Raw genomic sequence first — 15,527 nt, forward strand, 5'->3', positions numbered from 1 at the left:
ACCGCCGCCGTAGGGGCACACTCGGCGGTGCATCTCATCGCCCCGGGTACTCGGCGGCCAGTGTGACCCACCCCACAGGCGCAGGCCGTCGAGACTCTGGCCTTCCTCACGGGCGTTGGTCAACAGCATCATCGTGGGTGCCATCGGACTGCTCCTGGGCCTGGCGGCCAGCGCGCTCGCCGGCCGCGGAACGCGGCGCGGCGAGGAGCGCGGTCCTTCGACGTCGTACGGAACCGGCCCGGAGCTGACGTACCGCGTCGCCCACCGAGGGGAGTGAACGACCTGGGGGACCCGGTGCCCGGGCACCGGGCTGACCGCGTACCGCCGGGATGTGGCCGACGAGGTGGTAACCGGTGGCATAGACCTCCCGGTACGGGGCACCTGAAGCCTGCCTGACGTGCCCGGTGGTGAGTTGCGGGTGTCAGAGCCTGAAGGCAGGAGATCCCCGTGGTGTGGTCGGCCGCACCACGGGAGGGGCTTTGAGGGAGAGGAATTATCGTGCTCATTCCGGCGGAGAAGGAACTGCGTGCCGCACTGGCCCGTTTCGCTCAGGCGCGTATCGAACACGACGTGCGCCCCACCGGTCGTACCAGCAGGGACCTCGAGGACTCCACGTACACGCTGTGCGTGATGACCGGCGCCCGTACCGCCGAGCAGGCTCTGCGCGCGGCCGACGCACTGCTGGAGCAGTACAGCGCGAACCGCCCGAGCACCTCCCAGGCGGACGAGACGCTGGCTGCCTAGGACTGATTGTCCCGTACGACCATCTCGCCGCCCACCGCGGTCGCCGGGCTCCCTGGATCGGGAGCACTGGACTCGCCCGACCTGATCGATGGGCGGGACCGGCCTGGAAGAGCCAACGGGGATGACCGCGCTGCGGCAGCTGCCGCCCCCGCCTCCCGGTGCGGGTGAGAAACCGGGTTTCCCCGCGACGGCATGGACTTCGTGGCCGTGTACGGCGTCGGCGCGATCAGTTCCGAGGAGGACATCGGCCCCACGTGTGGCGCAGGAACTGCGGTTCCTGCGCCATGAACGTGTCCTAGTATTCGAGCCCTGGGAACGACCAGCGTGACCGAGATACGGGCGCGGGCTGGGACGCTGACCTTCACGCGGACCACACGAGTGCCGTCGAGGCAGGCCCTGCCGTGGCGCCGAGCGCGGTCGGAGTCGTCGTCCTCCGTCATCCCCGCACTACACCTGCACCAAGGCGGCCGTTGCCCGCGCGGTGGCCGCTACGGCCGAGACGAATTCGGCCCAGTCCAAGGACGACGTCTTGTGAGGCTGTCACCGGGAAGCTTTGTCTCGCCCTGTGCAGGGGCAGGTCGCGGCCGCCGATGAGTTTCGATGTACCGGGAGGTCCAAGTCGGCACACCCAACCAAGGGAGCACTGATGGGCAAGACGCACACGCATCCGGGGACCCACATCGCCCGTCGCATGTTCGAGCTCCTGGAGCCGATCTGCCTGGTCACCTTTTTCGCCGACGAGTGCAACGAGGAGCTGGCCGCGCTCGGCCACCGCACCTACTGGGACGGCTACTTCGCCAGCCGCGCCGCACCTCTGGGACGGGTGCCGGCGGAGGTCGTGCACGCGGCCTTCTACAACTTCGCCGAGGGGGAGGTCGCCCGGCACATCCCCAGCGCCTGGGAGAAGATCCCGCCCGAGGAGTCCGTGGCCGCACGGGAGCGCGGCAGCGCGGCCTCCCTGCGGCGGATCCTCGGCGCCGGCCTGGCCGGCTCCCCGGGGCTGGTGCGCGCCGCCGACCTGACCACCAAGGCTGCGACCAGCGCACCGACGGAAGGCCGGGTGATGTACGCCGGCATGCGCACTCTTCCGGTGCCGACCGACCCGGTCGCCCGGCTGTGGCACTCCGCGACCATGCTCCGTGAGCACCGCGGTGACGGGCACATCGCGGCTCTCGTCGGCTCCCGCATCGGCGGCACGGAGGCCCATGTGCTCTCCGCGCTGGAGATGGGGATCCATCCGCCGGAGTCGTTCGGGCGCATCCACCACCTGCCGAAGAAGCGGCTCGCCGCGGTCATGGACGGCCTGCGCGAGCGCGGGCTCGTCGACGCCGAGGGCCGGTTCACCGACGCCGGCCGCCGTACCAAGCATCACATCGAGACCCTCACCGACGAGCTCGCCACCCCGCCGTACGACGCTCTGTCTCCCGCCGAACTCGACGAACTGGTCACGGAACTCGAACCCATCACCGCGCGGCTCGTGGCTACGGGATCCCAGTGACACGCAAGACTGCTGACGCCGGCGCCTGTGCGCCTGGGTGTGTTTTGTAGCGCCAGTGGGGTGATGACGGCCCTGCGGGATGAGGTCCGTGCACTGTCGACAGATAGTCTCTGCGCAGATAATCTATGGGCAGATTATCTGATCGAAGGGACCAGTCATGTGGGAGTACGAGCACAGCGTCGACACCAGCGCCACGCCCGAGGCGATCTGGCGGCTGTGGGCCGATGTCGAGAACTGGGGCACCTGGAACGCCGAGATCGAGAAGATCGAGATGGATGGCCCGTTCACGGCGGGCACGCGGATCACGATGACGCCGCCCGGGGACGACCCGGTGGTGCTGCGCATCGCTGAGGCGGTCGAAGACGAACTGTTCGTCGACGAAGCGCGCTTCGACGGGCTGCTGCTGCGTACGACCCACCGGATCGACCGGATCGACCGGAACTGGATCCGCGTGGTCTACCGGATGGAGATCACCGGCACCGACGCGGACGAGGTCGGCCCGCAGATCGGCCCGCACATCACCGCCGACTGGCCGCAGACCATGGCCTCGCTGGCCGAGCTGGCGGGCCGCTGATGCCCCTCAGCCCCGGCGAGAGCCCTGGGTTCCTGCTGTGGCACGCCACCCTGCGCTGGCAGCGCGACATCGCCACGGCCCTGGCCCCGCTCGGTCTCACCCACGTGCAGTTCGTGCTGCTCGCCTGCACCTGGTGGCTCAACACCCAAGGGGAACATCCCAATCAGATGACCCTCGCCCGCCAAGCCGGCACCGACGTCAAGATGACCTCCCAGGTACTGCGCGCCCTGGAAACCAAGGGACTCCTCGAGCGCGAAGTCGACCCGGCCGACACCCGTGCCAAACGACTGCGCGTCACCGACACCGGTGCCGAACTGGCCCCCCGCGCGATCGCCGCCGTCGAGCGCGCCGACGCACGGTTCTTCCAGCCGGTACCCCTCGACGACGCGGTAGCCCTGCTCGGTCGCCTGGCCCATCCCGACACCTGAGACGTTCTCACCGTGGGCTCAGATCGCCGAGCCTTGTGACGTCAGTCGCGGTCGTTGGCGAGGCGATCGGTGGCGTCGGTGCACAGCGCGGCCGGGAGGCGCGGCAGGGGCACGGCCGTCAGCGTGCTCCAGTAGTGGGGGAAGGCGTCGCCCCACAGCCGGTCGGCGCCGAACCAGTGGCCGTCCCAGTGCCGGATGGCGATGCCGTGCAGCCGGGCGTGCGGCTGGAGGGCGCCGAACGCGGGAAGCCAGGGCAGCCGTTCGGCAACGGCGTCGGGGAAGACCAGGCGGGATCGGTGAACATGCCGTTGCCGGTGTTGAGGATGAGGCTGTCGGTCCGTACGGAGGGCACCTCGTGACGGGTCTTCGGGTCCAGCATCCTCCGCCACCACCTGCTGCCCCGGTACTGCCTTCTGTCCTGGGCAACGCCCTCCTGCGCCTGCCCAGCACCGTCCTGGTACTGGCCTCCCTCGGCTCCCTCTGCCTGGGGGAGCAGCCGCCCACCCGCCGAATGGGGCCGCCTGCTGTCGGAGAACCAGCCGTACGCGGAATTGGCGCCCTGGACCGTCCTCGGTCCGGCCGGCGCACTCGTCCTGCTCTCCGTCCTCGCCCTGTCCGGCACGGACTCCGTGGCTGAGCGGCCCAGCGTCCCGCAGCGCGCGGCCGTCCTGAGAACGAGCCGTGCGGGGGCAGGACAGGGCGTCCCACCCCGGCCCGGACGTCATCGGATGTGCTTCACCGGCTTGGTGGCGGCGTTGAGCAGGTGTTCCAGGGGCCCGCGGCGGAAGAAGCGGGACCAGGTCGAGGCGAACAGGATCGCCCCGAGGACGAACACGAGCAGGGGCAGCCAGGACTGCTGGGTACCGGTCCCCGTCGGCAGGGACAGCGCGGACTGCGCGAGGAAGTGACCGACGTAGGCCGTCAGGGACATGGTGCCCACGGCGATGACCGGTTTCGCCAGGCGGCGCAGTCGCGGCAGGCGGTCCATGGCCACCGTCGCGCCCACGATCACGAGGATCGCGATTCCGACGCTGCCGACGATGTCGAACGTGGTGCCGCTGTGGGGTCCGGCCTTCAGCAGAAACGACGCGGACATGTCGGGGAATGACCCGCCGTCGGGCGGCATCGACGCACTGCCGAGTGGCATCGACCCCGAGCCGCCGGACGACGGCCCGTCTTCCGCGAGACTCCGCAACGCGCCCTTTCCGGCGAGCAGCAGGGACATGCCGTACGCGGTCACGGTGAGGGCGGCGCCGAGCGCGGCCAGGCGCTTCTGGACAGTGCCGGAGGACAGGTCGAGGCGGCCCAGCGCCATGCCCGCGATCACGAACGCCATCCACGTGAGCGCCGGGTAGAAGCCGGTGAGCAGCAGATCGAGCACACCCACCTCGCTCAGGCGGCGGAGCGGGTCGTAGGCGTTGATGCTCTGCTGGACCGACGGCGTCAGCAGCGAGCTGAGGACGAATGCCAACTGCGGTGCGACGAGGGCGAACGCGGCCGCGACGATCGCGAGGGTCCTGGCGCTCAGCCTGACCAGGGGCAGGGCCAGGAAGAAGTAGACGCCGTAGAAGCCGAGGATGACGACTCCCCCGTACTCCACGGCCATCGCGGTGCCCAGCGCCAGCAGGACCACGGCGCGAATCGCGATGCGGGCCCTCGCCCGGCGGCCGGCCAGGCCGGTCTTCGGCTCGCGGCGGCCGGCGATCAGCATCAGTGAGAACCCGGCGAGGGTGGCGAACAGAACGGACGAGTGACCGTCCGACAGGTACCGGATCCAGCTCGCGACGCCGGTCGTGGCGGACAGCGGGGGACCGATGTGCACGACGTACATGCCGAACACCGCCAGCGCGCGGGCCAGATCCACCCCGACGAGGCGCCCCGTCGAGGGTCCGGGCGAGGCCGGCACGGCGGACTCGGGGGCACTTCGGGGCTGCGGAGGCGAGTTCTCCGGGAGAGCGGATGACTCCTGCGACGGCTGTGTCTGTGTCATACGGAGAACCTCGCGCGGATGTGCGGGTGCGGACCATCCGGCAGGCTTCGGTAGCTCCCCCGCCGGTCGGCGGGGGTGGATCCGACGGTTGCCGGATGGGTGCGAGGCCGACGGGCTCCGAGGCTGGAGGGATGACCACCGCAGAAAGAAGGGAACCTCGTGAACACCCCATCCGCCCCGACGAGGATGAGACGCTCCTGCCCGCCCGGGAGACGGCCAGGGCGCTGTACGCCTATGTCCGGCCGTACCGGTGGCCGGTCGCTCTCGGTCTGCTGTGCGCCCTGCTCGGGGCCGCCGGGGGACTGCTCCAGCCGCTGGCCACGAAGGCACTGGTGGACCGGCTGGCCTCCGGTGACACCATCGCCGGGATCCTGATCGCGCTGACCGTGCTGGTGGTGCTGGGCACGGTGGTCGAGGCGTTCGGCGCGTACGCGCTGGAGCGGACGGCGGAGTCGGTGGTCCTGGCCGCGCGGCGCACCCTGGTGGGGCGGCTGCTGCGGCTGCGGATCGCGGAGTGGGAGCGGATGCCGCCGGGTGACCTGATGTCCCGGGTCACGTCGGACACCACGCTGTTGCGGGCGGTCAGCACCCAGGCGGTTGTCTCCGGCGTTACCGGGGCGGTCGCCTTCGTGGCGGCGGTCGTGGTGATGGCGTTCCTGGACGTCGTGCTGCTGGGTGTGACGCTCGGTGTCGTCGTGCTGGTGGGCGGGGCGGTCGCGCTGGTGATGCCGAGGATCGCGCGGGCCACCGAGCGGGCGCAGGAGGCGGTCGGGGAGCTCTCCGTCGCGCTGGAGCGGGCTCTCGGGGCGTTCCGCACCGTGAAGGCGTCCGGTGCCGAGGAGCGGGAGGGCGCCCGGGTCCAGGCGGCGGCGCGACGGGCCTGGCGGCATGGCGTGACGAGCGCGAAGTGGGAGTCCGTGGCGGGCTCGGCGGACGAACTCGCCGTACAGACGGCCTTCCTCGCGGTGCTCGGTGTCGGCGGCGCACGGGTGGCGGCGGGGGAGATCCCCGTGTCCACCCTCGTCGCCTTCCTGCTGTACCTCTTCTACCTGATCGAGCCGGTGTCCAGGCTGGTCGACGCCGTCTCCCAGTACCAGGAGGGGGCAGCCGCGATGTCCAGGATCGCGCAGGTGGAACGCCTGGCGACCGAGCCGACTGCAAGGCAGAAGGACGCCTGTCCGACGCGGGGTCCGGCGTCGGTGCGCTTCGAGGACGTCTCCTTCCGCTACGGCCCCGGCCTGCCGCTTGTCCATCGGCAGGTGAGCTTCGAGGTTCCGGCAACCGGGATGACGGCCTTCGTCGGCCCCTCGGGGGTGGGCAAGTCGACGGTGTTCGCGCTCGTCGAACGGTTCCACGAGGCCACCCGCGGCCGGGTACTCGTCGACGGCAAGGACGTACGCCACTGGTCCCTGGCCGAGCTCCGGTCCGCCATCGGGTACGTGGAGCAGGACGCGCCGGTTCTGGCCGGCACCCTGCGGGAGAACCTGGTGTTCGCGGCGCCCGGCGCGACGGACGACGACATCCGTGACGTCCTGGCCCGCACCGGACTCGACACCCTCGTCGAGCGTCTTCCGCACGGCCTGGACACCCCGGTGGGGCACCGCGGTTCGAAGCTGTCGGGCGGTGAGCGCCAGCGCGTCGCCATCGCCCGCGCTCTGCTGCGAAGGCCCCGGCTGCTGCTCCTGGACGAGGCGACCTCGCAGCTCGACGCCGTCAACGAACGGGCGCTGCGGGACGTCATCGCGGAGGTGGCCCGGGAGACCACCGTGCTGGTGGTGGCCCACCGCCTGTCGACGGTGACCGGCGCCGACCGGATCGTCGTCATGGACGCCGGTCGGGTCCGGGCCGTCGGCACGCACGAGCAACTCGTGTCCCAGGACCGGCTGTACGCGCATCTGGCGGCCACCCAGTTCCTGGCGCCCGCGCGTTGACCCCCACAGGCCCGGTGGCGCCGCGTTCACCCGGTTCGGCGAGACGACGTGAGCGGGGTCTCCCGAGCCGGCGGAACAGCAACACGGGCTCGTTCAGTCCGCGTTGAGGGGAAGCCGTAGCCGTACCCGGTAGCCGCCCTCCGGGGTCGGGCCCGCGTCCAGGGTGCCGTGCAGGATCTCGGCCCGTTCCCGTAGACCGACCAGGCCCTGCTGCGAACCCGGGAGGGAGAGGGAGGGACGCGTGGGCGGGGTGTTGGTGACGGTCACCCCGATGCCGTCACCGTCCTGCCATACCTCGACGCGGGCCGTGGCGCCGGGGGCGTGCTTGCGGACGTTGGTCAGTGCTTCCTGGACCGTGCGGTACAGGGCCCGCTGGGCGGGCGAGGCCACGGTGGGCGGGAGCTGCCCCGACAACTCCGCGTGGGTACCACTTGACTCCACCAGTTTGCGCAGGTCGGCCAGGGTGGGCTGCGGGGTCAGCTCGGTGGCGTGACCGCCGGAGGCACGCAGCAGCGTGACCATGGTGCGCAGCTCGTCGAGGGTCGTGACGCTTAGCGAACGGATGGTGCGGGCTGCCTCCTTGGCGTCCGCGTCCTTGGCGGCGACCTGCAACGCCCCGGCCCGTACGGCGATCAGACTGACCTGGTGGGAGACCACGTCGTGCATTTCACGGGCCAGTTGGGCCCGCTCGCGCGCCAGCACGGCCTGGGCGTGCAGTGCCCGCTCGTGCTCCCTGGCCTCCTCGATCTCCACCAGCCGCCGTGCCAGGTCCCGGTGCGCCTGGAGAAGCTGTCCGATGAGCACCGGGGCGGAGGCGGTCGCGAGGCCGTAGACGAAGGTGAGCAGGGTCATGGTCCGGCCGACGTCGGTGAGGCCGGCCAGGGGCCAGGGAATGCTGTTCGCGACGGCGGTCAGTGCGACGCACCCCGCGAGGAGCGGGCGGTTGCGGGAACGCTCAGCCAGCGTGAACAGCGCCGCGAGCGGGGCGACGGCGACGGGCTGGGTCAGCGAGACGGGCAGGGTGAGCAGGAAGACAGCGAGGGGGAACCGGCGGCGGAAGACCAGCGCGGCGCAGCCGAGCGAGGCCAGCACGATACCGAGGCGCGTGTCGTCCAGCAGGTTCAGCCATACGTCCACGGCCGCCGCGATGACCAGGACGAGGTCGACGACTCGTGCGGGCACGCGCTCCCACAGCGCGCGGACGCGGCTCATCGCCCGGTACCCGACCGGGGGCGTTCGTCGAGCAGTCCCGCCCGCTGCGCCAGCAGCGCGGCCTGCACCCGGCTGGCCACCCGCAACTTGGTCAGGATCGCACTGACATGGTCCTTGACCGTGCCGGCACTGAGGTGGATGCGCGCCCCGATGTCGGCGTTCGACAGCCCTTGCGCCACCAGCACGAGGACGTCACGCTCGCGGGCGGTGAGCAGCCGGACCCGTGCCGCGTCCTCGTCGACGGCCGCCCCGCTGCCGGGGTGGCCGTGCAACAGGGCCCGCGACGCCTTGGGGGACAACACCACACCTCCCGCTGCCAGGGTGCGGACCAGGTGGGCGAGCTGCTCCGGCTCGGTGTCCTTGAGCAGGAAACCGGCAGCACCCGAGTTCAGCGCGCTCAGGATGTACTCGTCGGCGTCGAAGGTCGTCAGCATCGCCACCACCGGCGGATCCGGCATCCTGCGCAGCTCGCGCAGAACGGTGAGCCCGTCGACGTCCGGCATCCGGATGTCCAGCAGCACCACGTCGGGCCGAGCCCGCCTCGCGGTCGCCACGGCGTCACCCCCGCTCGCGGTCGCGACGACCTCGATGTCCTCGGACGCGCCCAGAATGAGTTCGAAGCCCGAGCGGACCAGTGCCTCGTCGTCCACCACCACTACCCGGATCACGCGCTCCGCCTCACCTTCGTTCATGCCGTCGGGCCCACGCCGACTCGACCATAAGGCCCCGGTCGGTCGCGACCGCCCGGTGACCAGCAGCTCCAGCCACATGGCGGGGCAGGACCCACCACTCGGCAGGGACGTCACGGCACCTGCCGAACAGTCCATGACCGGTCCACCACCCGGATGCAGCAGCGGGCGGCTCAGCCCGCCGACCGCCAGGATTCCGCCGAGGTCGACGCTGACGCGGACGGGATCGCAGGTGAGGAACAGCGCCGCGGCTCGGTCAGAGCTTCAGGCGACGGCCGACTCCCCGGCCGTGCGCAGGGACAGGGCCTGGTGATAGCGGCGCAGCAGGAGGAGGGCGGTGGCGGCAAGGCCGGTGAGCAGGCCGAGCCAGACGCCTTCGGTCTCCAGGCCGGCGAGGTTCCCGAACAGCCAGGCCGTGGGCAGGCCGATCAGCCAGTAGCCGACCAGGGTGATGCGGAAGCCGCTCCTCGTGTCGTCCAGCCCGCGCAGCAGGCCGACGCCGATGTTCTGGGCGCAGTCGAAGAACTGGAGGACGGCGGCGATGAGCAGCAGGTCGGTGGCGATGCCGGTCGCGCTGTGCCCGTCGGCGGACGACGGGTCGAGGAACGGGCGCAGCACCAGGCCGGGGACGGTGAGGTAGATGACGCCGACGACGGCCATCACCGCTGCCGCGCACGCCAGCGCCGTGTTCTTGATGCGTTCGGCCGCCTCGGTCCGGTGCAGGGCGAGTTCACGGCTGACGTTGAGGGACGCGGCGTGCGACAGGCCGACCGCGATCTGGAAGACGATGTAGATCAGCTGGTTGACGGCGGTGTGCGCGGCGAGCGCGGCGCTGCCGAACGTGCCGATCAGCAGCGCGACGACCGAGAAGAAGCCCGCCTCGGAGCCGTAGGTGGCGGCGATGGGCACGCCCAGGCCGGTCAGCCGGCGCAGGGTGGCCGGACGGGCCTTCCAGATGCGGATGTCCAGCAGCGGGGCGAGCCGGGGGTCGCGGCGCGCGGACGCGTACAGGGCGAAGCAGGTCAGCAGGTAGACCAGCGAGGTGGAGATGCCGATGCCGGGCAGGCCCAGCTTCGGGAAGACCCAAGTGCCATGGATCAAAGTCCAGTTGAGGCCCGCGTTGACCGCGACCGAGGCGATGGTGATGCGCAGCAGGGCCTGCGGCCGGCGCATGCCTACGGTGAACTGGCGGACCGCCTGGAACCACAGGCAGGGGATCAGTCCGGGGGCGAGGGCCAGCAGCATCGGCCAGGCCCTGTCCACGACCTCGGGGTCCTGGCCGAGGTGGGCCACCGCCCGCCCGGTCAGCAGGATGACCAGGGCGCCGAGGGCGCCGGCCAGGGTGGCGAGCGCCAGCGCGGCCCGGACCACGTCCCGGACCTCCTCCGTGGCCGCCTCGGAGAGTTCCTCGTCCTCGTCGGCGCGGGCGGAGGCGGCGGACACCTGGTTGCCGACCGCGGTGACGAGGCCGACTCCCATGGTGCGCAGCTGGTTGAAGATGACCAGCGCCAGTCCGCCACCGGCCAGCGCCTCGGCGCCCATCAGGCCCATCATCACCGTGTCGGTGGTGGTGAGGGCGACCTGGGCGAGTTGGGTGAGGGCGAGCGGTACGGCCAGGGTCGCCAGGGCGCGGCTGTCCCGGAGCAGTGTGGTGAGCGGTGTCGGCATCGGTGTCAGTTCTCGCGGAGTTCGGTCAGCAGCTCGTCGACGGCGCGCTCGACGGCCGGGTCTGTGAGATTGCGGGCGTTCATCCAGTCGTCGTTGAAGACGGTGTCCATGTACTTCTCGCCTCCGTCGTTGACCAGCGCGACCATAGTCGTGTCCGGGGCCAGGGCGGGCATGCGGGTCAGCGCCTCGTACACGACACCGCCCGCGGAGCCGCCGATGAGGAGGCCGATCCGGCGGGCCAGCACCCGGGCGGTGGCGAACGCCTCGACGTCGCCGACCTTGACGCCCTCGTCCAGCAGGTCGTAGTCGACCATGGCGCCGATGGTGGCTCCCTCGGGGGTGCCCGTGCCGGACTGGTAGTAGTCGTGGGCGGGCGGCCCGAAGGCGATCGACCCCTTGGGCTCGACCCCGACGATCCGCACCCCGGGCACGGTCCGCCGCAGTTCACCGCCGGTCCCGAAGAGTCCGCCACCGGTCCCCACGGCGCCTATGAGGATGTCGACACGGCCGTCCAGCGCGGCGTCGAGCTCGTGCGCCACCGGACGGTAACCGTCCCCGTTGGCGCGGTTGTTGTGCTGCTCGGTGAAGTAGGCGTTGTCGCTCTCGGCCGCGAGCTTCTCGGCGAACTCCTCGCGGGCGGCCGTGGCCAGTTCCTCGTCGCCGTCGTCGGCGACGTAGACGAGTTCGGCGCCGAGCGCCTTCATGCCGCGCAGCTTGTCGGGGGCGGCGTGATGGTCGACGACCGCGGTGAAGGTGTAGCCGCGCTCGGCCGCCATCACGGCGAGGCCCAGTCCGGTGTTGCCCGAGGTGGACTCGACGATCCGGCCGCCGGGGCGCAGCAGTCCGCGGTCCTCGGCGTCGAGGACCATCTGCCGGGCCATCCGGATCTTCGCGGTGCCGGTCGGGTTGAACTGTTCGAGCTTGAGCAGGAGTCGGCTGCCGTTGCCGGTGCGGCACACCTCGAAGAGCGGGGTGTGGCCGATCAGTTCGGAGACACGGCTGACCACGGCGGGACGCGAGAGTGCCTTGTCCATCGGATGGCTCCAGGTGTCGGGAGAGAGTCAGGCGAGTGGAGGGCGGTCGAACCGCCAGCGGGTCGTGCCCCCGGCAGTGTCGAGGACGACTTTCCGGGGGAGCGGAAGCTCGTGGAAGGGGGACTCGTTGGAGTCCATCTGGTATCCGGCCGTGTTCGGATAGACCAGCAGGTCGCCGACGGCCGGGCGAGCGCGGAACCGCACCTTCCGCCAGGTGACCATGTCGGACTCCAGGCAGGTGGCCCCGCCGACACAGGCCGCGTACGGCTCACCCGGGGTTGCCTCGGCGGGCAGCAGCACCGGATCCGGCAGGTACTCGCTGTTGAACCACTGTTCGGACAGGCTCAGGCTGCTGCCGTCCACGGTGACGATGCCGTACCCGGGCCGGTCCTTGACGCCCTGCACGCGGAACACCGTGCAGCCTGCCCGGTCGAGCAGCGCCCGGCCGGGTTCGAGGAGCAGCATCACACCCGCCTCGCGCAGTCGGCCGGCGAGACCGTCGGTGGTGAGGATCGCGCGCAAGGCGGCCGGGCCCGGCGCCGGTGAGTGGTACGGGTAGAAGTCGGACGCGGTGAAGGACTTGCCCGCGTGGTAGTGGTGCGGCCCCTGCTCCCTCAAGAAGCGTTCCCAGTGCTCTGCGGCGGTGTAGTCGACGGCGAACCCGCCGCCGATGCTGATCCGGTCCGCACGCAGCCCGAGGACGCGTGCCTTGAGGCAGAGATCGATCAGCTCGGCCGCCAACTCGCCGCGCGCCTGTGTGTCGTAGCCGGACAGATGGAAGGAGAAGCCCTCCATCACGACGGCGTCGCCGGCCTCGGCGCACCGGGCGAGGGCGGAGGTCAGCTCCCGGTCGTCCAGCCCGAAGCGGCTGTGCGGCTGGGCCGGTGGCAGGCGCCGCAACAGCACACGCGCCGGACGTGCGGCGGCTTGCGCCTGGTCGATGACGCGCTCCAGTTCGTCGCGTGCGTCGACGGCGATGAGGCAGCCGTGCAGGACGGCGACCCGCAGGAGGCCCTCGGCCTTGGCGGGGCCGGTGACCACGACGTCCTCGCCGCGCACGCCGTGTCCCAGCGCGTCCCGCAGCTCGCCGGCGCTGGCGACGTCCACGCCCGTGCCGGACACTGCGCAGCGGTCCATCCAGACGGCGGCCTTGTTGGCCTTCTTCGCGTAGTACACCTGTCCCTGGACACCGGCCTCCGTCAACTCATGCTTGAAAGCAGTCGAGTTGGTGTCGAACCGGTCGGGCATCAGCAGATGGAACGGGCCGCCGAGCGCGTACGACAGCTCGTGCGGCAGTTCGCTGCCGAGGACCGCGTCGAGCTGCGGATCCGGGTGGGCGGGCAGCGGCGGAGCGCCCGAGGTGCTCGTCGTCACTGCCACAGATGCACCCGTGTTCCCAGATCCTGCTCGAGGGCGAGCTGCGCGAAGCGGTGGCCGAGTGCGATGTCGGTGACGACCAGGCCGCTGTTGTAGGCGAAGATCCGTTCGTCGGCCGAGCGCCGGCCCTCGGCCCGGCCCGCGATGACGTCGGGGAACTCCGCGTCGACGGCTGGGAAGTTGCCGTCGGCGTCGGTCATGTCGGTGCCGGTGACCTTCATCTGCGCCTCGCTGGTGGCGACGACGCGGTCCGCCCGCTGCAAGGTCGAGGGCGCGATGCCGTGGCCCACCAGGATGGACAGGGCGCCCGGCTTCAGGTCGTCGCACTCGACGGCCGCCGGGGTGTGCTGGCCCGCGGTGGCGAGCACGATGTCGGCGTCGGCCGCCGCGGCCCGAACGTCGTCCACGGTCTCCAACTCCCGCCCGGGGTAGTAATGGTGGAGTTGTTCGCGGACGGCGGCCAGACCGTCGGGGTGGGTGCCGTAGACCATGAGCCGGTCCAGGTCGGGCAGGGTGGTGAGCAGGAACGGCAGGGCGAGACGGCCCTGGGTCCCGGTGCCGATGACGAGGGCGCTGCGGCTGTCGGGCGGCGCGCACTCGCGGGCCAGCAGCGCCGAGACGGCCGGGGTGCGCAGCGAGCCGATGCGGCCGCAGTCCATCATCGCGACCGGCAGCCCGGTGACGTCGTCGTAGATCGTGAGAGTCGTGTAGTAGTGCTGTTCGTCGCGCGAGCGGTCCAGACCGTGCTTGTAGGACGTCTTGATCGCGACGACCTCGCGGACACCGTCGCGGCCCAGCATGGCGTACGCGACGGAGTGGCCGTCCGAGGGCTTGACGGTGAGCTTGCGCGGGTTGGCGGACTTGCCGTCGGCGAGGGTGCGGTACGCCTGCTCGACCACGTCGACCACGTCGGCCAGGGAGATGTCGATGCCGGCGAGGTCGCTGGTGCTCAGGACCCGCAGAGCGGTGTCGTCCGCGGATGTGTCGGCCGGGGTGGCGTCCGGGTGTACGGAGGTGCCGGTCACGGCTGTTCCCTTCATGACGGGGGATCCTGATCAGGGGTTCGGAGCAAAGACGCCGACGGGAACTCAGACGACGGCCACGATCGCGGCCTGTCCGTAGCCGTGCTCGTCCGCCTCGGTGAGGGGGCGGCTGCGGCGGCCGGGGACGCGCACCGAGGCACGCTTGAGCCAGCGGTCGGTGCCGTCGTAGCGGGGCCGGAACGGCACCCGGCCGTGCACGACTTGGTCGTTGTCGACCACGAGGACGTCTCCGGGCTCCAGGGCGACGGCGACCGAGACGCGTTCCAGTTCGGCCGTCAGCCGGTCGTAGGCGGCGCGGTAGTCGGCGGGTGCCTCGTCGAGGGGGGTGTAGGCGGGGTCGTAGCGCAGGGTCGGGCCGGCCGCGGTCTGCCACAGGACGGGAACCCTCGGCGGCTCGCCCTCGAAGTCTTGTGCCTCGGCGTAGGCGTCGTCGGGGAGGATCGGCAGCACCGGCCGCGACAGCAGCGCGACGTCGTCGGGGGCGAGGCGGACCTTGCGGATGCTGGCGGCGGTGGTGGCGACGGCGTCGTGGTTGCGCATACAGGCGAGCAGCAGCAGATGGGCGCGGCCGGGGTGGAAGGCGTCCTCGGTGTGCGGGCTGAGCAGGACCGTGCTGCTCGCGCCGGTCTGCTCCTGCTCGTGACCGGGTGCGGGCACGATGTTGTGCACGAAGCGGCCCTCCTGCTGGCCGTCCCAGGCGATGGGGTGGCCCATGACCGTGGCGAGCAGCAGCAGGATCAGGTCCCAGGCGGCGGCGCGGTCACCGGCGGTGGCCCAACTGCCGGGTGTGGGGCCGATGCCGCCGTCGTCGACGGACAGGCCGCGCAGGACGTACAGGCCGTCGTCGGTGTCGACCGGTCGGCACGCATGACGAATCGTTTCACCAAGGCGGGTGGCGGACGTCGCGACCCGGCGGAGCAGTGCCGGCCGGGCGGCCGAACTGCCTAAGTCGGCAAGGATCTTGTGGGCGGTCTCGGTCAGCTCGTCGACGTCGTGCGGGGCGAGCTGTCGGACGGGTGCGGCTCCCGTGGGCATGGCGCAGACATCCCTTTCGGGCGTGGGTGCGGGGTGCGAGTGCGATGGAGCTCGGAGCGCCGACCTGTGCGTTCGCTGTGTGTCGGCTGGGCGATCGCTGCGAAACGTATCAGTCGCACTTAGGTAAGGCAACCCTTACTAACTCCCGTGCTTCCATGGCGAACTGCCCACCCGGCGCGCGCCGTTGCGTGCTCCCGTGCGCCGACCTGATGCCCCGCCAGAGATCGCGAACGCTCTCGGCAGACCTTGCGCACAGGATCTTCTTAGGGTAGGCAAACCTAAGCAATGTGCCCATGTGAGCGGA

At 71.1% G+C, this 15,527-nt stretch carries 15 protein-coding genes; 6 read left to right on the forward strand and 9 right to left on the reverse strand.

Annotated elements, in window-relative coordinates:
* Nucleotides 1-133: 133 nt before the first annotated feature.
* The 5 genes from ACIQJT_RS04955 to ACIQJT_RS04975 all read left to right on the forward strand — a co-directional run bounded on the left by ACIQJT_RS04955 (nucleotide 134) and on the right by ACIQJT_RS04975 (nucleotide 3,244).
* Nucleotides 134-277, forward strand: a complete 144-nt coding sequence (locus ACIQJT_RS04955; RefSeq protein WP_402639909.1) for a hypothetical protein — start codon at nucleotides 134-136, stop codon at nucleotides 275-277.
* Between the two features lie 221 nt (nucleotides 278-498).
* Nucleotides 499-744, forward strand: coding sequence for a DUF5133 domain-containing protein (locus tag ACIQJT_RS04960; RefSeq protein ID WP_365462745.1), 246 nt, complete (start codon nucleotides 499-501; stop codon nucleotides 742-744).
* Between the two features lie 646 nt (nucleotides 745-1,390).
* Nucleotides 1,391-2,242, forward strand: coding sequence for a MarR family transcriptional regulator (locus ACIQJT_RS04965; RefSeq protein ID WP_402639913.1), 852 nt, complete (start codon nucleotides 1,391-1,393; stop codon nucleotides 2,240-2,242).
* 157 nt (nucleotides 2,243-2,399) lie between these two features.
* Entirely contained in the window at nucleotides 2,400-2,816 is a 417-nt protein-coding gene (locus tag ACIQJT_RS04970) for a polyketide cyclase (protein WP_402639915.1), read from the forward strand.
* Entirely contained in the window at nucleotides 2,816-3,244 is a 429-nt protein-coding gene (locus ACIQJT_RS04975) for a MarR family winged helix-turn-helix transcriptional regulator (RefSeq protein ID WP_402639917.1), read from the forward strand. The genes ACIQJT_RS04970 and ACIQJT_RS04975 overlap by 1 nt, the downstream gene beginning before the upstream one ends.
* A 41-nt stretch (nucleotides 3,245-3,285) precedes the next feature.
* On the opposite strand, the gene ACIQJT_RS04980 is transcribed toward ACIQJT_RS04975, so the two are convergent.
* Together ACIQJT_RS04980 and ACIQJT_RS04985 are read right to left on the reverse strand one after the other, a co-directional pair.
* Entirely contained in the window at nucleotides 3,286-3,633 is a 348-nt protein-coding gene (locus ACIQJT_RS04980; RefSeq protein WP_402639919.1) for a hypothetical protein, read from the reverse strand.
* 332 nt (nucleotides 3,634-3,965) lie between these two features.
* Nucleotides 3,966-5,234 carry a DUF418 domain-containing protein gene (locus ACIQJT_RS04985; RefSeq protein WP_402639921.1) on the reverse strand — a complete coding sequence of 423 codons (1,269 nt, stop codon included), beginning with the start codon at nucleotides 5,232-5,234 and terminating at the stop codon, nucleotides 3,966-3,968.
* Nucleotides 5,235-5,365: 131 nt separating this feature from the next.
* On the opposite strand from ACIQJT_RS04985, the gene ACIQJT_RS04990 reads away from it, so the two are divergent.
* Complete coding sequence (locus ACIQJT_RS04990; protein ID WP_402639923.1) at nucleotides 5,366-7,165, forward strand: ABC transporter ATP-binding protein; 1,800 nt, start codon at nucleotides 5,366-5,368, stop codon at nucleotides 7,163-7,165.
* Nucleotides 7,166-7,258: 93 nt separating this feature from the next.
* Here ACIQJT_RS04990 and ACIQJT_RS04995 read toward each other — a convergent pair whose 3' ends face one another.
* From ACIQJT_RS04995 to ACIQJT_RS05025, 7 genes are all read right to left on the reverse strand, one after another.
* A complete protein-coding gene (locus ACIQJT_RS04995; protein ID WP_402639925.1) occupies nucleotides 7,259-8,377 on the reverse strand; it encodes a sensor histidine kinase in 1,119 nt (372 codons plus the stop codon).
* Nucleotides 8,374-9,069, reverse strand: a complete 696-nt coding sequence (locus ACIQJT_RS05000) for a response regulator (protein WP_402639927.1) — start codon at nucleotides 9,067-9,069, stop codon at nucleotides 8,374-8,376. The genes ACIQJT_RS04995 and ACIQJT_RS05000 overlap by 4 nt, the downstream gene beginning before the upstream one ends.
* A 261-nt stretch (nucleotides 9,070-9,330) precedes the next feature.
* On the reverse strand, nucleotides 9,331-10,734 hold the full coding sequence (locus tag ACIQJT_RS05005) for an MATE family efflux transporter (protein WP_402639929.1): 1,404 nt from the start codon (nucleotides 10,732-10,734) through the stop codon (nucleotides 9,331-9,333).
* A gap of 5 nt (nucleotides 10,735-10,739) precedes the next feature.
* A complete protein-coding gene (locus ACIQJT_RS05010) occupies nucleotides 10,740-11,768 on the reverse strand; it encodes a cysteine synthase family protein (protein WP_402639931.1) in 1,029 nt (342 codons plus the stop codon).
* Nucleotides 11,769-11,795: 27 nt separating this feature from the next.
* The gene (locus ACIQJT_RS05015) at nucleotides 11,796-13,142 is read right to left on the reverse strand and encodes a Y4yA family PLP-dependent enzyme (protein WP_402639933.1); all 1,347 of its coding nucleotides are present in this window, start codon (nucleotides 13,140-13,142) and stop codon (nucleotides 11,796-11,798) included.
* Nucleotides 13,139-14,185, reverse strand: a complete 1,047-nt coding sequence (locus tag ACIQJT_RS05020) for an ornithine cyclodeaminase family protein (RefSeq protein ID WP_402639935.1) — start codon at nucleotides 14,183-14,185, stop codon at nucleotides 13,139-13,141. The genes ACIQJT_RS05015 and ACIQJT_RS05020 overlap by 4 nt, the downstream gene beginning before the upstream one ends.
* A gap of 48 nt (nucleotides 14,186-14,233) precedes the next feature.
* Nucleotides 14,234-15,223, reverse strand: a complete 990-nt coding sequence (locus tag ACIQJT_RS05025) for a TauD/TfdA family dioxygenase (RefSeq protein ID WP_365462721.1) — start codon at nucleotides 15,221-15,223, stop codon at nucleotides 14,234-14,236.
* Nucleotides 15,224-15,527: the final 304 nt, after the last annotated feature.

Source organism: Streptomyces sp. NPDC091972 (genome assembly GCF_044756385.1).
GTDB lineage: Bacteria > Actinomycetota > Actinomycetes > Streptomycetales > Streptomycetaceae > Streptomyces.